The organism is Bacteroidales bacterium (genome assembly GCA_017521245.1).
Taxonomy (GTDB): domain Bacteria; phylum Bacteroidota; class Bacteroidia; order Bacteroidales; family G3-4614; genus Caccoplasma_A.
In genome coordinates, this window is record JAFXDI010000001.1 from 1 (window position 1) to 20,953 (window position 20,953).

18 protein-coding genes are annotated in these 20,953 nt (G+C 39.3%); 15 read left to right on the top strand and 3 right to left on the bottom strand.

Going from position 1 to position 20,953, the window contains the following annotated elements; translation table 11 throughout:
- The first annotated feature begins 497 nt into the window (after window positions 1-497).
- Genes IKK64_00005 through IKK64_00020 form a run of 4 tightly spaced genes read left to right on the top strand, consistent with a single transcriptional unit; the run spans window position 498 to window position 4,223 of the window.
- Window positions 498-2,060: an exo-alpha-sialidase gene (locus IKK64_00005; protein ID MBR4118443.1), complete on the top strand. Its 1,563-nt coding sequence runs from the start codon at window positions 498-500 to the stop codon at window positions 2,058-2,060.
- 40 nt (window positions 2,061-2,100) lie between these two features.
- Window positions 2,101-2,649, top strand: coding sequence for a TIGR00730 family Rossman fold protein (locus IKK64_00010; protein ID MBR4118444.1), 549 nt, complete (start codon window positions 2,101-2,103; stop codon window positions 2,647-2,649).
- A 21-nt stretch (window positions 2,650-2,670) separates the two neighbouring features.
- Complete coding sequence (locus tag IKK64_00015; GenBank protein ID MBR4118445.1) at window positions 2,671-3,282, top strand: SIS domain-containing protein; 612 nt, start codon at window positions 2,671-2,673, stop codon at window positions 3,280-3,282.
- A gap of 38 nt (window positions 3,283-3,320) precedes the next feature.
- The gene (locus tag IKK64_00020) at window positions 3,321-4,223 is read left to right on the top strand and encodes a carbohydrate kinase (protein ID MBR4118446.1); all 903 of its coding nucleotides are present in this window, start codon (window positions 3,321-3,323) and stop codon (window positions 4,221-4,223) included.
- Between the two features lie 221 nt (window positions 4,224-4,444).
- Here IKK64_00020 and tnpA read toward each other — a convergent pair whose 3' ends face one another.
- Window positions 4,445-4,891, bottom strand: coding sequence for an IS200/IS605 family transposase (gene tnpA / locus IKK64_00025; protein ID MBR4118447.1), 447 nt, complete (start codon window positions 4,889-4,891; stop codon window positions 4,445-4,447).
- Window positions 4,892-5,798: 907 nt separating this feature from the next.
- Between tnpA and IKK64_00030 the strand changes: the two genes are divergently transcribed.
- From IKK64_00030 to IKK64_00060, 7 genes are all read left to right on the top strand, one after another.
- Window positions 5,799-6,884: a tyrosine-protein phosphatase gene (locus IKK64_00030; protein ID MBR4118448.1), complete on the top strand. Its 1,086-nt coding sequence runs from the start codon at window positions 5,799-5,801 to the stop codon at window positions 6,882-6,884.
- Window positions 6,885-7,116: 232 nt separating this feature from the next.
- A complete protein-coding gene (locus IKK64_00035; GenBank protein MBR4118449.1) occupies window positions 7,117-8,634 on the top strand; it encodes a GH3 auxin-responsive promoter family protein in 1,518 nt (505 codons plus the stop codon).
- Window positions 8,635-8,645: 11 nt separating this feature from the next.
- Window positions 8,646-10,688 carry a methionine--tRNA ligase gene (gene metG / locus IKK64_00040; GenBank protein MBR4118450.1) on the top strand — a complete coding sequence of 681 codons (2,043 nt, stop codon included), beginning with the start codon at window positions 8,646-8,648 and terminating at the stop codon, window positions 10,686-10,688.
- 90 nt (window positions 10,689-10,778) lie between these two features.
- On the top strand, window positions 10,779-12,239 hold the full coding sequence (locus IKK64_00045; GenBank protein ID MBR4118451.1) for a lipopolysaccharide biosynthesis protein: 1,461 nt from the start codon (window positions 10,779-10,781) through the stop codon (window positions 12,237-12,239).
- Window positions 12,236-13,138, top strand: coding sequence for a glycosyltransferase family 2 protein (locus IKK64_00050; protein ID MBR4118452.1), 903 nt, complete (start codon window positions 12,236-12,238; stop codon window positions 13,136-13,138). Before IKK64_00045 ends, IKK64_00050 begins: the two co-directional genes overlap by 4 nt.
- Window positions 13,135-14,388 (top strand): glycosyltransferase, encoded by a 1,254-nt coding sequence (locus IKK64_00055; GenBank protein MBR4118453.1) that lies wholly within the window; start codon window positions 13,135-13,137, stop codon window positions 14,386-14,388. The genes IKK64_00050 and IKK64_00055 overlap by 4 nt, the downstream gene beginning before the upstream one ends.
- Window positions 14,388-15,104 carry a glycosyltransferase gene (locus IKK64_00060; GenBank protein MBR4118454.1) on the top strand — a complete coding sequence of 239 codons (717 nt, stop codon included), beginning with the start codon at window positions 14,388-14,390 and terminating at the stop codon, window positions 15,102-15,104. The genes IKK64_00055 and IKK64_00060 overlap by 1 nt, the downstream gene beginning before the upstream one ends.
- 87 nt (window positions 15,105-15,191) lie before the next feature.
- Here IKK64_00060 and IKK64_00065 read toward each other — a convergent pair whose 3' ends face one another.
- Together IKK64_00065 and IKK64_00070 are read right to left on the bottom strand one after the other, a co-directional pair.
- Entirely contained in the window at window positions 15,192-15,947 is a 756-nt protein-coding gene (locus IKK64_00065; GenBank protein ID MBR4118455.1) for a DNA alkylation repair protein, read from the bottom strand.
- Window positions 15,948-16,000: 53 nt separating this feature from the next.
- Window positions 16,001-16,966 (bottom strand): NAD(P)-binding domain-containing protein, encoded by a 966-nt coding sequence (locus tag IKK64_00070; GenBank protein ID MBR4118456.1) that lies wholly within the window; start codon window positions 16,964-16,966, stop codon window positions 16,001-16,003.
- 86 nt (window positions 16,967-17,052) lie between these two features.
- Here IKK64_00070 and IKK64_00075 point away from each other — a divergent pair, with 86 nt between their 5' ends.
- From IKK64_00075 to IKK64_00090, 4 genes are read left to right on the top strand one after another with little or no spacing between them, the layout of a single operon-like run.
- Window positions 17,053-18,585, top strand: coding sequence for an arylsulfatase (locus IKK64_00075; GenBank protein ID MBR4118457.1), 1,533 nt, complete (start codon window positions 17,053-17,055; stop codon window positions 18,583-18,585).
- Window positions 18,575-19,819: an anaerobic sulfatase-maturation protein gene (locus tag IKK64_00080; GenBank protein MBR4118458.1), complete on the top strand. Its 1,245-nt coding sequence runs from the start codon at window positions 18,575-18,577 to the stop codon at window positions 19,817-19,819. The genes IKK64_00075 and IKK64_00080 overlap by 11 nt, the downstream gene beginning before the upstream one ends.
- A 30-nt stretch (window positions 19,820-19,849) precedes the next feature.
- A complete protein-coding gene (locus IKK64_00085) occupies window positions 19,850-20,419 on the top strand; it encodes a manganese efflux pump (protein ID MBR4118459.1) in 570 nt (189 codons plus the stop codon).
- Window positions 20,420-20,427: 8 nt separating this feature from the next.
- Window positions 20,428-20,799 (top strand): hypothetical protein, encoded by a 372-nt coding sequence (locus IKK64_00090; GenBank protein MBR4118460.1) that lies wholly within the window; start codon window positions 20,428-20,430, stop codon window positions 20,797-20,799.
- Window positions 20,800-20,953 lie beyond the last annotated feature (154 nt).

Consider the following 20,953-nt stretch of genomic DNA (forward strand, 5'->3'; position numbering starts at 1 on the left):
AATCCATTTTATGTTGTATACTCTTAAACTCCTCCCCTCAAGTAGGGGAGGTGGCTGTAAGTCGGAGGGGTAATAAACTGAGAGCCTCCAATGTTGTAGGGACTTGGCCGCCACGTCCGCAAAAACGGGTATCAAAAGTAGTAGGGACAGAGCATGCTCTGTCCGCCAATGGATTACGTAATCCATTTTATGTTGTATACTCTTAAACACCTCCCCTCATGTAGGGGAGGTGGCTGTAAGTCGGAGGGGTAATAAACTGAGAGCCACCCAAGCAGTAGGGACAGAGCATGCTCTGTCCGCCAAAATAGAAAAATGGTTGTCCTTTTGAGGGCAACCATTTTTATTGTCTAATTAGTCCAATAAGTCTAATTAGTCTAATTGGTCCAATAACTAATTCCTAACAGCCAACAACTAACTCCTAATTCCTAACTCCTCATTCCTAATTAAAATAAAACCCCTATCTTTGTAAAAAAATAAACATTATAAAAAACAATAATATGAGAAGGTGCTTTTTTATACTATCAACACTCTCGCTACTACTATTGGTGGCATGCACAAAATCGCAAGTAACTGTTACCTCAAATCAGTTATACTATAATCAATACGTAGGCAAAGGAACATCTGATGAACCTTTCGGCAGGGTTATGATGACGGTTGCCGAGAGCAAAGCAAAGGTTAATGACATTACAATTGATTTTAGCGGAACATCTGCTCTTGCCGATATAAAAAGTGTAAAACTGTTTGCTACTGCCGATACTGTTTTTTGTGATGCCTTACTTTTGGGTGAGATCTCCACTCCTTCAACTGCTACGGTTGTTATGCCTATTGGTGAGAAAATGCCTATTGGCAATCACGTATTATGGCTCACTTGTGATGTTAGGGAGGAGGCTTGTGAGGGAAACTCGATTACTGCTATGCCAACCTCTATTGCAATTGACGGGTGTGCATACCCCTTAGAGGCTACAAACTGCAAGAGGGATGTTCTTTTGGCATACAGCATAGTGTATGACTTAAATCAAGATGGCTCAAAATATTATCGTATTCCTGCATTGGTAACTGCCCCTGATGGTGCGTTGGTTGCCATATCTGATAAGCGCGGAGATATTCTGACAGATCTGCCCAATACTATAAGTATTGTTTCTCGTCGCAGTACCGATGGCGGTAGAACGTGGGAGGCTGCTGTTACTGTTGCTCGTGGCGATTCGCTCACTGGTAAAAAGTATGGCGATGCTGCTGTTGTTACCGATTTTGTAAACAATAAAATTGTTGCTGTGTTTGTGGGTGATAAAGGCTTATGGGACTCAACTGCCGAAGAGCCTCAACGTCTCTATCTCTCGGAGAGTTACGATTCGGGCAAAACTTGGAGCGAGCCTCGCGATATTACCGAGCAAGTTTATAAAGGTGTGTATGGCCACAGGGCAGGGCATGGAATGTTTGCAGGCTCGGGACACGCATTGCAGTTGGAGAGTGGACGTTTGATGTTTGTTGTGGCTGCACGTCACTCAGCAAAACCCTATCAGTCGTTGCATAACTATGCGGTCTATTCTGATGACTTTGGTAAGACATGGAAAGTGTCACAAAACTCGCCAACACCTTCGCCATCAAACAGGGGCGATGAGGCAAAGGTTGTGGAGTTGGCTAACGGAGATATTTTAATGAGTATTCGTAATCCCGAAAAGGGTTATCGAAAGTTTGCCATATCAAAAACCAAAGGAGAAACGTGGCATCCTGCTTACGTGTCGGATAACCTCATTGAACCAGCCTGCGATGGTGATATTTTGCGTTACACCTATGGTGGAAAGGATTTGTTGATACACTCTGTTCCCGCAAGTAAAACCGACCGAGAGAATGTTACTATATATATCAGCACCGACAATGGTAAAACATGGGATGTGAAACGCCAATTGGTTGATGGTATGAGTGCATACTCTTCACTAACCATTCTGCCTGACGGAACAATAGGCTGTTTGGTTGAGGTGGGCAGACACGTTGAGCCTACCGATATTGGTATGCGTATGATATATTATAACTTCTCGTTAGACTGGATTTTTAATAAATAGAACGTACTATTAAAAAATTTGTAGTATCTTCGCAAATAGTATGATAAATAGCATTGGAATATTCTGCTCCTCTTACGTTGATATTGAGGAATCGTTTTTTGATGATGCCCGATTGTTGGCTGCGTGGATTGGCTCTAATAAAAAGAATTTGGTCTATGGCGGTACCAACAAAGGAATGATGAACGTTTTTGCAGAGACGGTAAAGGCGAGCGGTGGTACGGTTACTGGAGTTATCCCTCAAACTATTATTGATAGAGGGTTTGCTTTTAAGGCTCTTGATAAGATGGTTGTTACAACATCGTTGAGCGAGCGAAAAGATTTGCTAATATCAAACTCCGACATTATAATTGCTATGCCCGGTGGCTTTGGTACTTTGGATGAGGCTTTCTCTACCATTGCACAACGCAAATTGGGATTTCATGATAAGGAGCTGATATTTTGCAACACTAACGGAATTTTTGATGAGTTGATAGCATGCCTTGAGAAACTATACTCCTCAAAGTTTGCTCCAACAGTATATAAAGAGTATTATAAAGTATTTAACTCAGCACAAGAGTGTATTGAGTATTTAAAAGAACTTGAAGATTAGTCTAATAACTAACACCTGAATATGAAATCAGAAGAGATAAAAGAGTTGCTTCAGAGCGAGGCTCAAGCAATATTGAATATACCTGTTACAGACAATTTTGAGAAAGCAATTAATTTAATTGTTGAACAAGTGAACAAAAAGGGTGGTAAACTTGTTACAAGTGGTATGGGTAAGGCAGGACAAATTGCAATGAACATTGCCACTACGTTCTGTTCAACAGGAACACCTGCAATATTTCTTCATCCAAGTGAGGCTCAACATGGAGATCTTGGTGTTATTCAAGAGAACGACATAATGTTGGTTATCTCAAACTCAGGTAAAACACGTGAGATATTGGAACTGTTGATATTGGCTTCGCGTCTTCGTCCCGAGCTTAAATATATTGTTATTACCGGTAACAACGATGGCGAGTTGGCAAAACGTGCCGATGTGTGTCTATATACAGGAAATCCTGCTGAGGTTTGCCCATTGGGATTGACACCTACCACCTCAACAACAATGATGACCGTAATAGGTGATATATTGGTTGTTGGAACAATGAAAGCAATAGGCTTTACAAAAGAGAAGTATGCACTTCGCCACCATGGAGGCTATTTAGGAGTGCTTTCACGCGGAGAAGAGGAACAGAATTAACAAACGAATCTTTGTTAGCTAACACAAACAACTGCATAATGCAAAAGGTTATTGGTATAGGAGAGACCGTTTACGATATAGTTTTTAAAAACGGAGTGCCCACAAAGGGTGTGCCTGGTGGTAGCGTATTTAATGCAATGATAACACTTGGCCGTTTAGGCGTTCCTGCTCACTTTATCTCAGAGGTGGGTAACGACTCTGTTGGTAAGAGCATAATATCGTTTATGCAAGAGAATGGTTTAGACACCACAAGTGTTGATATGTTTTGTGACGGACAAACTGCACTATCATTGGCATTCCTAAACGAAAATAACGATGCACAATATACATTCTACACCAACTATCCCGATACTCGTTTGAGTGTAGTGTGGCCAAGAATTGATCCTAATGATGTTTTTCTATTAGGTTCGTTCTATGCTCTTAATCCCGACATACGTCCAAAGATATTGGAGTTCTTGGAGTATGCCCGAGAGCGAGAAACAATTATATATTATGATCCAAACTTTCGTAAATCGCACGCTGATAAGGCAATACAGATGATGCCTTCGCTATTGGAGAACTTTGAGTTTGCCGATATTGTGAGAGGCTCAAGCGAAGACTTCTTCTATCTTTTTGGCGAGACAGATGCCGAGAAGATATATCGCAACAGAATAAGTTTCTATTGCCCAATTTTCATATACACTGCCGCTGCTAATGGCGTTGAGTTATTTACTCCACAAGGGCACCGTCACTATGATAGTGCAAATATTACCCCCATTAGCACCATTGGAGCAGGAGATAACTTTAATGCAGGAGTTATTTATGGTATCACAAAAGAGGGTGTTACTCGCGATGAGATACTCACCCTGCCTCTTGACCGCTGGGACAAAATAATTTCGTATGCACTCGACTTCTCAACCGAAGTGTGTATGTCGTACGAGAATTATATATCAAAAAGATAGTTTCTCAGTTTTTGTTTGTTATTAGCCTAATTGGATAAAAAAAGTTTGCATTTGTGCAAACCTTTTTTTTGCAGACAGAGCGTGCACTGTTCTACTTGCTTATGATATTCTCATTTGTCTGAAAGACAATGTTGAGCAAAGCGAAACTACGTAATAACCGCGGACAAAGTCCGTGGTTATTGATGTTTATTCTTCCTCCGTCTGCAAAGACGGGAAATTATTTATTGGGGGAAATATGGTTCGTTTGGAGATACGCCCATTTCAATTAACCAATCTCTGTATTCATCTCTAAAAGAAATCTTTTTATGATGCTCTTTCTGATTGGTTATATAATTAATAACTATGGGTATCTCTTTTGAGGAATATGAAAATGCGGCATACCCCTCTTCCCAACCTTGCCATTTGGGAATTATATTGTTTTGAGAAATAATAAAACTTGATTCTTGTTTTAATTTCTTTACAAAATTAGAGAGACTTAATTTGGAGGATATATCAACTAATATGTGAATATGATCAGGCATACCTCCAATTCTATAAGTATGACCACCATATCCATTTATAAGGTCATATATAATTTTGTATATATTTCGTTCAATCTCTAAAGAGATTAACTTTTCTCTCTCTCTTGTGCTGAATACAATGTGATAAACGGATTGGGTGAAACTCATAACTTACAGTTTATTTACAAAGATAAATTTTATTTTATTCTTATCAAAATTATACGTGGAGGTGTTTCCCTCTTTGCGGACATTGGAAGAACACCTCAATTATATTAGGATAAAGTTGTCTGAAAGACAATGTTGAGCAAAGCGAAACTACGTAATAGCCGCGGACAAAGTCCGTGGTTATTGATGTTTATTCTTCCCCCGTCTGCAAAGACGGGATACTCTATATTTTACTGCTTGGGTGGCACGTTTCCCGTCTTTCAGACGGTGGGTATGGTTGCTCTCCTTTCCGTAGGTTTGAAAACCTACGGCTATTAAGTAGGAGAACAAGTTCTCCCCTGTCTTCCAGACGTGGAAAAGTTACTTTAAAATAAAACCCCACAATTATAAAACAGAGTGAGAACTTGGGTTACTATCATTTGTCTGAAAGACAATGTTGAGCAAAGCGAAACTACGAATAGCCACGGACAAAGTCCGTGGTTATTGATGTTTATTCTTCCTCCGTCTGCAAAGACGGGACCTCTATGTTTTACTGCTTGGGTGGTACGTTTCCCGTCTTTCCGACGGAGAGGATGAGGGACCTCTTTTCCGTAGGTTTGAAAACCTACGGCTATTAAGTAGGAGAACAAGTTCTCCCAGGTCTTTCAGACCAATCCTGTTACATATGGTAGTATGTTCATCTATCTTTTAGACAAATGATAAATTTTACAAATATTTACTAAACTCGGTATATTTTCACAAATTACAACAATTTTCAGTTATTTTTATATATAAATGATTGTTGTGCTATGTACTATATATCTCTTTATGTAATATATTTGCAAAGGTAATTTCAGACTCTATAAAAGAGAAATTAGACACTTTAAAATAGAACTCTGAAAAATAAGAAATATATAAATACCTTTTGCCGATGATAAAAAAAATACCCCTTGCTATAATAACAATTATCATTCTGTTTTTGTTCTCTGCCTGTTTTTCGCATACACACGACTCTAACGTGTCGTGCGACATTACTATGGATAATGAGTATATCATCAAGTGGGAAATATTTCCAAAGGCAGAGGGTAAGGTAAAGATATATGTTTCTGACTCTCCCGATAACTTTGATACTTGGCAAGATCCTGTTTCGGTTGTCGATGCTGATGATGGTGTTGCGGTTTTTCCTACACCTGATCCCCTAAAACGTCACTATTTTCTGCTCGATTTTAATAACTGTTTCTCTCGTATTGTTGCTGCTCGTGCATCGTACATTAGAAGTGCATACGACTTCCGCGATATGGGTGGATATTCGGGTATATCTGGTAAGAAAACAAAGTGGGGAATGATTTACAGAACTGGTCCTTTGGATACTCTTTCTACTGTTGATATTCAGCGTGTTAAAAATATTGCACCCAAAACAATTATAGAGTATCGCGATAAGAATGAGTGTAGATATTCTGCATCGGAGTTAGGCGTGGAGAATGTTGTTTATATGCCTTATGTTTCGTTTGATGTTGACTCTATTATTAAAAGGGTTTATCAAGGCGATTTCACATCACAAGATGCTCGTGCGGTTATTAACGATTATTACTTCTCGGCTCTTACCGATGATGCAAAGCAGTGCTTTTCTCAACTCTTTGATGTTTTGCAAGATGAAGCAAACTATCCTGTAATCTTATCATCGCACTATGGAAAGGGTTGTAGCGACTTGGCTTCATTGTTTATCCTCTATTCGTTAGGTGTGGCTATTGATGAAGTTTATGAAGATTATACTTGGGCAAATAAGTATTTCTGCAAAGGGCGTATAATGTCAAAAATATCGCATCTGCCAACGGATGTTCGTGAGGCTGTTGCTTCGGTAATCCACAATAACCATCGCGATATTGCAAATGTTATAAATGCTCTTGAAGTTACTTATGGCTCTATTGATGCCTTTATGATTGATAGTCTTAATCTGTCACTTGATAAACGCAAAAATATCCACAAAATATTGTTGGTTGATGAGTCGGAACTTTAGGTCTTGGCCACCTTTGTCTAACAACTAACAACTGAAAAGTTATTTCTTATTTCTCTTTCAACGAGCTAATACTCGTTAATCAATAACTTTTTCAACTAAAAGTATCTGCAATCCTGCAAATTTATTGTAAATTTGTAGGTTATTTAGTATGTGTGCGTAATTGTGTGCCTACATATTAAAGCAAAGTATGTTTTTAATATTACTATAAAAACTTTTAGTTAAGAGATAAAAGATGAACTTAACCTTAACATCCTTAATACGACCATTCTTCTTGAAACGAATTAAAGAACTTGATTCGTTTACTAATAATGGGGAGGATATTCAACGTAAACTCCTTGCATCGTTGTTAGATGCGGCAAAGCATACAGAGGTAGGGCGTAAATATGGTTTCTCTGATATTAATGATAATTACCGTCTCTTTGCAGAGCGTGTGCCTGTTATCGACTACGAAGGTGTTAAACCCTACGTTGAACGTATGCTGGCTGGTGAACAGAACTTGATATGGAATACAAATATAAAATGGTTTGCTAAATCTTCGGGAACAACCAACGATAAAAGTAAATTTATTCCTGTTAGTGATGAGGCTCGTAAGGATTGCCACTATAAAGGTGGACAATCGTGTGTGGCATCATATCTTAATCTTAACCCTAATAGCCGTTTGTTCGATGGCAAGGCTCTTATTCTTGGCGGAAGTCACGAGATAAGTAATCTTGCAGGTCACTACCATTGTGGCGACCTTTCGGCAATCCTTATTCAAAATATGCCAGAGTTGGCAAATAAGGTGCGTGTGCCGTCAAAGGAGATTGCTCTTATGTCGGAGTGGGAGAGTAAACTCGAAAAGATTGCTGTTACTACAGTTAACGAGAATGTAACAAATCTATCGGGAGTGCCATCGTGGTTTATGGTTCTTATCAAAAAGATATTGCAGGATAACAACAAACAATACCTTACTGATATTTGGCCAAATTTGGAGTTGTTCTTTCATGGCGGAATTAGCTTTGCGCCATATCGTGAGCAGTACAAAAAACTTATCCCATCGGATAAGATGCACTACGTTGAAACTTACAACGCATCTGAGGGATTCTTTGCTGTACAAAACTCTTTTGATGAGCAATCAATGTTATTGTTGATTGATCTTGGTATCTTCTTTGAGTTTATACCAATGTCGGAGATTGGAAGTTCATCGCCTAAAGTATTACCCTATTGGGAAGTTGAGAAGGGTGAAAACTATGCTCTTGTAATCACCACCAACAGCGGATTGTGGCGTTATTTGATTGGCGATACCGTAAGAGTTGAGAGTGTAAACCCTGTCAAGATTACAATATCGGGACGAGTAAAGCACTTTATTAATGCCTTTGGCGAGGAACTTATGGTTGATAATGCCGAGAAGGGATTGGCTAAAACTTGTGCTATGACTGGTGCGGTAATATCAAACTACACTGCTGCTCCTGTCTTTATGTCGGAGGGTACCAGAGGTCGTCACCAATGGTTGATAGAGTTTGACAAAGAGCCTGCTTCTCTTGATGAATTTGCTCGTATATTGGATGCTTCGCTTCAAGAGATAAACTCTGACTATGAGGCAAAACGCTATAAAGGTATTGCTCTTGATCGCCTTGAGATTGTACCAGCCCGAAAGGGGTTGTTTGAGGATTGGCTTAGAGCAAAAGGTAAACTTGGAGGTCAACACAAAGTGCCTCGCTTGAGTAATAACCGCAACTACATTGATGATATGTTGAAATTAAATAAATAAAAATATATACTATGGAGAAAAACTTTAAAAGAACACTTGTTACCACTGCGTTACCATACGCAAACGGACCTGTTCATATAGGACACTTGGCAGGAGTGTATGTGCCTGCCGATATTTATACTCGTTACCTACGTTTAAAGGGCGAGGATGTTATTCTTATTGGTGGCTCTGATGAGCATGGTGTACCAATTACAATTAAGGCTCGTAACGAGGGTGTTACCCCACAGGATATTGTAGATCGTTATCATGGAATAATCAAAAAGTCGTTCGAGGAGTTTGGTATATCATTTGATATATACTCTCGTACAACTTCTGAGATACACCACAAAACAGCATCGGAGTTCTTCCGTAAACTTTACGATGAGGGTAAATTTATTGAGAAGACATCGGCTCAATACTACGATGAGGAGGCTGGACAATTCCTTGCCGACCGCTACATTACAGGTACTTGCCCTCACTGTAAAAATGAGAATGCTTACGGTGACCAATGCGAAGCGTGTGGAACATCTCTAAATGCAACAGACCTTATAAATCCAAAATCAACAATAAGCGGAAGTGTTCCTGTGCTTAAAGATACTAAACACTGGTATCTTCCTCTTGACCAACACGAACCATTCCTTCGTGAGTGGATTTTGGAGGGACATAAAGAGTGGAAAACTAACGTTTACGGTCAATGTAAATCGTGGTTAGATATGGGATTGCAACCTCGTGCTGTAAGTCGCGACATTGATTGGGGAGTTCCTGTACCTGTTGAGGGTGCTGAGGGCAAAGTGTTGTATGTATGGTTTGATGCTCCAATTGGCTATATCTCAAATACAAAAGAGTTGATGCCCGATAAGTGGGAGTTGTACTGGAAAGATAAAGAGACTAAACTTGTTCACTTTATTGGTAAAGATAACATTGTGTTCCACTGTATAGTCTTCCCTGCAATGCTTAAGGCTGAGGGTAGTTTTATCTTGCCAGAGAATGTTCCTGCAAACGAGTTCCTAAATCTTGAAGGAGATAAAATCTCTACTTCAAGAAATTGGGCTGTATGGTTGCACGAATATCTGGTTGACTTCCCCGGTAAACAAGACGTTTTGCGTTATGTTCTTACTGCAAATGCTCCTGAGACTAAAGATAATGACTTTACTTGGCGTGACTTCCAAGCACGTAACAATAACGAGTTGGTTGCAATTCTTGGTAACTTTATTAATCGTAGCATTGTTCTCACTCACAAATATTTTGAGGGTAAAGTGCCTGTTGCTGGAGAGTTAACTGAATATGACAACGCAACAATAGCAGAGTTTGCATCGGTAAAAGAGGAGATAGAGAAGTTGCTACAAAACTATCGTTTCCGCGATGCTCTGAAAGAGGCTATGAACTTGGCACGTATCGGAAACAAATATCTTGCTGACACTGAGCCTTGGAAACTTGCTAAAACAGATATGGCACGTGTGTCAACAATCTTAAATATAGCATTGCAAATATCGGCAAACCTTGCAATAGCATTTGAACCATTCTTGCCATTCTCTGCTGCTAAACTTCGCAAAATGTTGAATATGACAGAGTGCGATTGGAGTCGTTTGGGTGAGATGAATATTCTTGCTGAAGGTGCTGCTATCAACGCTCCTGAGTTACTGTTTGAAAAGATTGAAGATGCTGCCATTGAGGCACAAATTCAACGTCTGCAAGATACAAAGGCTGCTAACGAACAAAAGGCAAAGAAGGCAAACCCAATAGCAGAAAACATTGATTTTGAAGACTTCTTGAAATTGGATATTCGCGTAGGTACTGTTTTGGAGTGTACTAAAGTTCCTAAAGCCGATAAACTACTCATGTTCAAGATTGATGATGGTTTGGGTGGTAGAACTATTGTTTCGGGTATTGCAAAACACTATTCTCCTGAAGATTTGGTTGGTAAACAAGTTTGCTTTATTGCAAACCTTGCTCCTCGCAAAATTAAAGGCATAGAGTCGCAAGGTATGATACTCTCTGCCGAAGACTTTGTTAATAACAAATTGGTTGTTACCACTACTAACAGCGAGGTTTCACCAGGTAGTGAAGTAAAATAATTTATGAGTTTTTAGTTTTCGGCTTCGCCGCCCAGTGGGGTAGTTTTAGTTGTTGGAATTTTAACTGACAACTAACAACTAACAACTGAAATGAACCTAAAGCAAAAAACTGAAAAGGCACTTATATGGAGTTTCGTGGATAAGTTCGGACAACAGATTATATATTTTGTTTCTGGAATTATCCTCGCTAATCTCCTTATGCCTGGCGACTATGGTAAGATAGGTGTTTTGACAATATTTATTGTGTTGTCAAACATACTTATTGATAGTGGTTTCAGTTCTGCTCTTATCCGAAAGAAAGGGGCAACAGATAGAGACTACTCAACAATATTTTTCTTCAATCTGATAATATCGTTAGTGTTCTATCTGATACTCTACTTTTCGGCAATATTCATAGCAAACTACTTTGATATCCCCGATTTGGTGTCAATCTCACGTGTCTTGTTCCTTTCAATAATATTCAACTCGTTGGGATTGATACAGCAAACCCGAATGTTTAAAGAGATTCGCTTTACCGAGTATGCCAGAATAAATATTGTGGCTCTAACCATATCATCTGCATTTGCTATATGGTTGGCATCAAACGACGGAGGTGTGTGGGCTTTGGTTGTTCAAACTGTTGGATTATCAATACTTAAAACTTTACTCTTGTGGTGCTATGGCAGATGGTTTCCTAAACTGATATTCTCAATAGCCTCAATAAAAGAGTTTTTGAGTTATAGTGCAAACCTTTTGGGAACAGGGGTTCTCAATGCTGTTTTTAATAACATCTACCCCCTTATCATTGCAAAATCTTTTTCAACAGCAACAGTTGGATTTTATACTCAGGCTCAAAAACTGCAAGATATTCCATCTGCTCTCATTGCAAACATTTTCCGCAGTGTGGCATTCCCTGTGTTATCATCTATAAACGATGACAAACCTCGTCTTTTGAGAGTGTTTGGTAAGTATATCAGAACAACTGCTTTCTTTATATTCCCCATAATGATGTTACTCATTGTGGTGGCAAACCCTTTGATAATATCGCTTATTACCGAAAAGTGGAGTGCATCGGTGCCAATGTTACAGATTCTCTCTTTGGCAGGAATGTTCTCTCCGTTTATAATATTGTATTATGACCTCTTCAATACCGAAGGGCGTTCAGATATAAACCTAAAACTTGAAATTGCAAAGAAGATATTTCTTGTGCTATCAATAGCCGTTGTTCTTGTTCTGAGCAACTCAATAATAAACCTTATATGGGTATGGGTGATATATACAGTCCTTTCGCTTGTGGTAACAGCAATAGTGGCATCAAAGGTGGCTGGCTACAAGATAGCAACCCTTTTGAAAGATATACTCCCTTACTTTGCGGTGGCTCTTGTTTCGGCACTCGTTTCGCTTGTAACATATCTTTTTCTCAGCAATAGTTGGTTGCAACTTATAGTGGCAACAATAATATTTGTACTGTCGTATATTGCTATTGTGGCACTCTTTAAAATGGAGATTTGGCTGGAGTGCCTGTCGTTGGCAAAACGTAAATTAGGAATAACAAAAACGCCTGAATCATAATGACAGCACCAATAATACTATTTACATATCGTAGAGCAGTGCACACAAAGAGGTGTATTGAGTCGTTAAAACAATCTCACTTGGCAAGTGAGAGCATCCTGTATATCTTCTCCGATGCCGCAAAGGGTGGTGAAGATATGGTAGATGTTTTAGCGGTGCGAAGTTATATAAAAAGCATTACAGGTTTTAAAGAGGTAATCATTGAGGAGGCTACACAAAACAGAGGCCTTGCCGATAGTGTGATATATGGAGTTGGCAAGGTGCTTGAAAAGCATGGCAGAGCAATTGTCTTAGAGGATGATTTGGTGCTATCTCCTCACTTCCTTACCTATATGAACGAGGCTCTGGATATGTACGAAGATGTTGAGGAGGTGATAAATATAAACTCGCACGTATTGTCCTCGCCTATGACTTTTGATGATAACTTTCTTATAAGTTTTGCCAATAGTTGGGGATGGGCAACATGGAAGAGAGGTTGGCGTTACTTTGAACCAGACGCAAACAAACTTCTTGAAAAGATAAAAGAGGAGAAGAGAGAGCGTGAGTTTGATATGGGTTATCACTTTACACGAATGTTAAATGAACAGTGCAAAGGCAAGATAAACTCGTGGGCAGTACGTTGGAATGCCTCGCTATTTGTAAGCCGTAAGCTATCTCTAAATGTAGGTAAACCATTAGTAACAAACAGCGGTTTTGGTGCAGGAGCAACACACTGTAATACCCCTGATTTGTTCTCTGTAAAACTATATACCGATGAGTTACATCCACAAATGATAACTCCCGTTGAGGAGAACAAAGAGATGCGAAACAGGTTGCGTAAAACCTATATGATACGTACATCATATACAAATAAATTGAGAGTGGCAATAGTTGCAATGCTAAAACGAATATTCTTATGAAGGTAGCCCTTATAAATACCAAACAGAGTGGAGGAGGAGCAGCAATAGCGGCTCAGCGTCTGCACAAGGCTCTTTGTGAACAGGGTGTTGATGCAACTCTTGTTGTTGCTGAGGGCGAAGGAGGAGAGTCTGTTGAGGTACTCTCAAAAACTCTGTGGGGCAAGATAAGATACAAAATAGCATTTCTGTTTGAACGATTAGGTATATGGCTAACAAACCGCTTCTCACGTAAAAACCTCTTTACAGTATCAACTGCACTATTTGGAACAGATATAACAAACCTCAAAGCAGTAAAAGATGCAGATGTGATACACCTCCATTGGGTAAATCAGGGAATGGTGTCGCTAAAAGGTATAGAGAGTTTGGTGGCAATAGGCAAACCAATAGTAATAACTCCACACGATATGTGGTATGCAACTGCAATATGCCACCATGCAGGGGAGTGTAACAGATACACAACCGAGTGTAAAGATTGCCCCTATTTGGCAACCTCATCTGATAAAGACCTCGCTGCAAAAGTATGGCATAAAAAACAGAACCTATATAAACATAATGTAACATTTGTAGCAATAAGCAACTGGATGTTACAACGCCTGAACAGAAGTGCATTAACCTCTACAAACCCAAAAGAGGTAATCTGCAATGTGATGGATACCAATACCTTCCGCCCACACTCAAAAGAGGTGTGCCGTCAACGTTTGGGAATATTACCAACTGAAAAGGTATTAGCGTTTGGTGCAGCAAAACTAAACGATCCCATAAAGGGAGCAGATATGCTCTTTAAAGCAATAGAGGAGAGTGGCGAAAAAGAGAATTTGCTACTGCTGCTCTTTGGTGCAATAAAAAATGATGAAGAGCTTTTACAACGCATCCCTTGTAGATACATATATGTTGGAGAACAGTTAGATAAAGAGCAATTAGCACAACTCTATTCGGCTGCCGATGTGGTGGTGGTACCATCGCATTATGAGTCACTTTCGTTGGTTATAGCCGAAGCAATGGCGTGTGGAACACCGGCTGTGTCGTTCAACAATGCTGGGCAAACAATGCTGATAGACCATAAAAAAAACGGATACCTTGCAGAGTACCCATCAACTCAGGATTTTGCTGAAGGAATAAATTGGATATTGCAAAACTCTGATGAAAAGATGCGAGATTGTGCAATAGCAAAAATAGATAGAATAATGTCGCCCCAAGAGGTAGCAACCCAACACATTGAACTATACAAACGTTTACTAAACCAAGAGTAATGGCAACACCCGTAATATCAATAATAACAGTGTGCTATAATGCCGAAAAAGAGATTGAAGCAACCCTTAAAAGTGTAAAGGAACAAACCTTTAAAGGGTATGAGTATATAATTGTTGACGGAGCATCAAAAGATAATACCCTAAAAGTTATAGCAGATAGCGGAGTTACTCCCACACACTTAATAAGCGAAAAGGACAAAGGCATATACGATGCAATGAACAAGGGTCTTGCCTTGGCAAAGGGAGATTATCTGATGTTCCTAAATGCAGGAGATTCTCTATATAGCCCCAATACATTGCAACAGATAGCCGATGTAGCTAAAACCAACCCCGATGTAATATATGGCGATACAGCAATAGTAGATACCGAAAGAAATTATCTGCGTCCACGCCGTTTACGTCCACCAAAACACTTGACACGCAACAGTTTTAAAAACGGGATGTTGGTGTGTCATCAAGCCTTCTTGCCCAAACGAGAGTTGGCAATGCCTTACGATATGCAATACCGCTTCTCTGCCGACTTTGATTGGTGTGTGAAGATACTCTCAAAAGCAACCCATTGCACGCCCATTGAAGGGTATATGGTAAACTATTTAGAGGAGGGAGCAACCACTCGCAACCATGTAAAATCACTCAAAGAGCGATTTAGAATAATGGCACATCACTACGGATTGCTAACCACAATCTTTAAACATATTTGGTTTTTAGTAAGGTAGAATATATCTTTGTAGAGAAGAGATTAACTAAAAATAAAATATTAGAGTTATGAGAAAGTTTATGTTATAATTAATAATTCTAAATAATTATCTCTTCATAAACTCTTTACGCTCTTCTGGAGAGAACTTTTCTATAGCATAGCGGAGCATTGTGCGAGGCATAATGTTTTTATACTCGTTTAAGAAATTGCGAAGTTGGTTTTCATCACGTTTCCCTGCTTCGCGTAACATCCAACCCACAGCCTTCTGCATAAGGTCGTGGCGAGTATCCATAAATAGTTTGGCAAGAGCGTAGGTGTGAGTAAACTCCCCTTTACGAATAAACGTAAGAGTTGCTACAACAGCAATACGTTGTTTCCAAAGGTGGTTGCTTTTAGCAAATTCATACAACAGAGAGCAATTCCCATTATATAAATGATTCCCTACAATATTAGGTGCAGACAAATCTACCAAATCCCAGTTATTGATATAATGAGTATTAGATATATAAATATTAAAAATCTTTTCCCTTAAACATTCAGGTGAGTAACTCAGTGTGTAGTGGCGTGACCTGCCACGTCCGATAGAAATATTCATACTATCTTCATACATCTTTACCAAAAGCAATAGAGCGGTAAGACGAGCTTCGTGATATTCGCTGTGCAGTAGGCTTTCAATCTCAGTTAAATCAATATGGTTAACACACTCTTTAACAATCAACCTGACTTGTGGCACCATAACCCCTAAAAAGTTGTCGCCATAGCCATACTCTCCCTCGCCAGTCTTAAAAAATCTGAGTTGCACCTCCCTCTTCTCGGCAGATGCAACACCTTTCAACCTCTCTATAATATCATCTCTTTTCACTCTAATAACTAACAACTACCCCGCAGGGGCGGTGAAACCGATAACTAACAACTCTAAATATGGTTTACCTTAAACACCTCTCCTCCCTCAAAAAAGTTTATAATATTTTGCGAAACAACAAATGCCATTTCGTTGCGAGTCTCAATAGTTTGAGTACCCAAATGAGGGTTAAGAACAGCATTGTCGAGTGTGGCAAGTTCATCTGAAGGGTAATCGCCATTCTCAAACACATCCAATCCGGTACCCCAAATCTTACCCTCTTTAAGAGCCACTACCAAAGCCTTTTCATCAACCAAAGGACCACGAGCAGTATTGATAAGAATTGCCGAAGGCTTCATCAACTCAAACTCCGCTTCTCCAATAATATGGAACGTTTCGGGAGTATAAGGAGCATTAACCGAAACAATATCGGCACACTGCAAAAGCTCCTCTTTACTCATATATGTGGCATTATATTTTTGCTCCTCGTCTTCGCTCATACGATTACGTTTGGTATAGACAATCTTCATCCCTGCAGCCATTGCTCTACGAGCAAGAGCGCAACCAATTCTGCCCATACCAATAATACCCAGAGTCTTACCATAAAGCGAGTGTCCAAGATTTTCGAGCAATCCCACATGAACATTACCTTTAATTCTTATGCGTCTGTCCATTTCGGCAATACGGCGTGTAACAGCATATATCAAACCCATTGCTTGGTCGGCAGTAGGCTCGGTAACCGAGTGAGGAGTATTGGTAACTTGTATTCCCAATCGTGTGGCACATGCAACATCAATATTATCAAAGCCAACAGCGTAGTTCGATATTAATTTAAGTTTCCTGCCATTGGTCATAAGAGCCTCATCAACCTTAAAGTTGAACATCGATTGCAGAACATCATAATCCTCAATCATATCCAACACCTCTTCGTAGGTAAACGACTCTTGCCTTTCGGGCGGAAAAGTAACATCAAACTTCTTAATCAACTCGGCATAACCGGCCCTGAACATATTGTAAGTAACCAAAACTCTCTTTTTCATAATTGCGATGAATTTTATAGTGCGAAGATACTAAAAAATATATTCAAAATATTAACTTTGTAGATGTTTGAAAGTAAACATACACAATGAAACGTATCCCATTAATATTTTCAATAGCATCATTATCAATGATTGATGCAGTATCACAAGAGAAAGAAGAAAATCTCCAGCCTAACGTGATATTCATATATGCTGATGATATTGGTTATGGTGATTTGAGTTGTAATGGCTCAACAACAATATCAACACCAAATGTAGAGGCGTTGGCACACGAAGGGGTACGATTTACAAATGTTCATAGTGCGGCAGCAACAAGTACCCCATCGCGATATGCAATGCTCACAGGAGAGTATGCTTGGCGAAAAGAGGGAACTGGGGTAGCCAATGGAGATGCAGCTCTTATAATTCCGGAAGACAAATACACATTGGCAGATATGTTCGTTGATGCAGGATATAGAACAGGAGTAGTAGGTAAGTGGCATTTAGGATTAGGCTCTGTAAGCGGAGAGCAGAATTGGAATTCATATCTTTCACCCAATCCTGTGGATATTGGATTTAACTACTCATATATAATGGCAGCCACAGGCGATAGAGTGCCATGTGTATTCGTAGAAAATGGAAGAGTAGCAAATTACGATGAAGAAAATCCTATATATGTAGATTATAACAAAAACTTTGATGGAGAACCTACGGGGAAAGATAATCCAGAACTCTTAAAACTCTCTCCTTCTCATGGTCATGATTTCTCAATAATTAATGGAATATCTCGTATCGGATATATGAAAGGAGGAGGTAAGGCTTTATGGAGAGATGAAGATATTGCAGATGTGCTAACGCAAAAGGCAATAGAGTTTATAGAGAATCATAAAGGAGAACCATTCTTTTTATATTTTGCAACACAAGATGCCCATGTTCCACGCGTTCCGCATAGTCGTTTTGAAGGAAAATCAGGAATGGGGGCAAGAGGAGATGCAATAATACAATTCGATTGGAGTGTTGGAGAGATTGTTTCGGCATTAAAGCGATTTGGATTGTATGATAATACCATAATAGTATTATCAAGTGACAATGGTCCAGTAGTTGATGATGGATATAAAGATGAAGCCGTAGAACTGTTAGGCGATCACAAACCGGGAGGAGAGTTTAGGGGCGGTAAATACAGCTCCTTTGAGGCAGGAACAAGGATACCTTGTGTTATAAAATGGAGTGGTAAAAATAGAGGTAAAGTTAATAATGCACTCCTTTCGCAAGTAGATTGGTTTGCATCATTTGCATCAATGTTAGAGGTTACAATGCCTGAAGGTGCTGCTCCGGATAGCGAGAACAAGATTGATGCGTGGATGGGTAAAACCAATGCAGGACGTAAAACAGTTGTGTTGCAGAATGCACAAAACGTCTTGTCAATAGTGTCAGGCAAATGGAAATATATATCACCATCACAAGGAGAGTCATTTAACAGGTGGACCTCCATAGAGACAGGAAACAATCCACAGCCACAACTATACAACCTCTCAACAGATAAAGGTGAAACAAAAAACCTTGCATCAAAACGCAAAGTAAAAACAGCACGTCTTGCACAACAACTTGAACAAATAAGAGGAAAACAGAATGCAAAATAACTCTAAGACAGCAATATTCAATCCGTTGACTTTTCCCATATATGTTATGGCAAAGCCAATAGGGGCGTTGTGCAATTTAGATTGTCACTATTGCTACTACCTTGAGAAAGGAGAACTCTATCGAGGAACATCACCCAAGATGAGTGATGATATTTTGGAACGTTACATAATAGATTATATAGAGTGTCAACCCACACAAAACGTACTATTCACTTGGCATGGAGGTGAAACACTTTTGAGAGGAATAGATTTTTTTCGGAAAGCCATACGTTTGCAGCAACGCCATGCTCGGGGAAGAACTATTTCAAACTCAATACAGACAAACGGAATTTTACTAAACGATGAATGGTGCCGATTTTTTAAAGAGGAGAACTTTCTTGTAGGAATCTCCCTTGACGGTCCCGAACATATACATGATCGCTATCGCCGAGACAAGAGCGGGAGAGGAACATTTGCAAAAGTAATGAAAGGAGTTGAACTCTTGCAAAAGCATGGAGTTGAGTTTAATACCCTCTCGGTAGTTAACGATTATAGTGCAAAGTATCCGTTACAGGTATATAACTTTTTTAAGAGTATAGGAAGCCACTATATGCAGTTCTCGCCCATAGTAGAGCGTTGGGGAGATCGTGCCGATGGCTTAGAACTTCTTCCTCCGGGTAATAATTTTGAAAATGTTGAAATGCCACCGTGGTGCGTTTCTCCCGAAGATTACGGCAATTTCTATTGCACCATATTTGATGAGTGGGTAAGAAAAGATGTAGGGCAATACTTCATACAACTATTCGATTCAACGCTTGCAGGTTGGGTAGGAGAGCAACCAGGAGTGTGTATATATGCAAAGGTGTGCGGACATGCTGCTGCTATGGAGCATAATGGGGATGTATATAGTTGTGATCACTTTGTCTTTCCAGAATACAAATTAGGAAACATACGCACACGTACATTAACAGAGATGATGCTCTCGCCTGAGCAGATGAAGTTTGGAGAGAGAAAGTTTACCTCTCTGCCACGCCAATGCAAAGAGTGTGAATTTCTGCACCTTTGCAATGGCGAGTGTCCCAAAAATAGAATCTCAAAAACCTCCGATGGCGAAGAGGGTTTAAACTATCTATGCAAAGGATTATATAAATTTTTTGAGCACTCAAAGCCATATATGCTCTATATGGCGGAGCAGTTAAAGAGAGGTTTGCCACCAGCAGATATAATGAAAGTTTTAAAAAACAAGGAAATATAAAGAGTAAATAGTAAGATTTCTAATTGATATATGAGTATATTAGCACTAATAATATTGGCACTAGGGCTTTCAATGGATTCGTTTGCGGTTTCGCTATCATCAGGAGTAGCACTAAAACCATTTAAAATATCAAACGTTTTAAAGATAGCCTTATATCTATCATTTTTTCAAGCAGTTATGCCAGTTATAGGATGGTTTTTAGGGGTAGGATTTGTAGATATAATACATGTCGTAGATCATTGGATAGCATTTGCACTATTACTATTCTTGGGAGGCAAAATGATACTTGATGTAGTAACACAAAAAGAAGATGAGATGCAGTGCTGTTTTAACCCAACAAAAACAGTAACCCTTATTCAGATGGGTATAGCAACAAGCATTGATGCATTAGCGGTGGGAGTATCATTTGCATTCTTAGAGATAGCCTTACACCATGCAACCATAATAATATTTACCATAACATTTTTAGCCTCTGTTGTTGGTTGCTATATAGGTAAAATGTTTGGTACCCGTTGGCGAACATACGCCACATTGGCAGGAGGCGTAATACTTATTGCAATAGGAACAAAAATATTGCTGGAACATACTGTATTGAGTTAAAAAAGTCTATGTTAAAAAAAGATTATCTGTTGGCACAAATAACAGAGTTGGCAAAGAAGTTTGCATATCTCATAAAACGTAAAAGCGAGGGGGATGATATAACCCTTCTTGCCGATGGATATTACAGCGAACTCAATGTGTCGGCAGAGTGGTTAACGAATGCTGAGTGCGATGATATTATGCAACGCATAGGCGATTGGCAGTTGGTAGAACTCTTGGTTAAGATGATAATTGAAGATGTTCGTTTTGAACATAACCGCCTGATGATACAAAAAGCACAAACCCTCCTTTTTATGGTGCAGGAGTTAGATCGCACATACTCATTTGAGAGAATCGCTCTTGAAGAGAGAATTAAAGATAAGTTGTCTGTTTTCAGTTGAGAAACTTGCCTTTCCACTAACAGGGGTCGCTTGCATCATGCAACTATAATAATATTTGTCGATTTGACAATCATCACTATAAAAAAACTTAGAGAATCTAAAGCCCTTTGCAATTAACAAAGAGTTAATTTTTTTCAATTTCCTATATTTTATC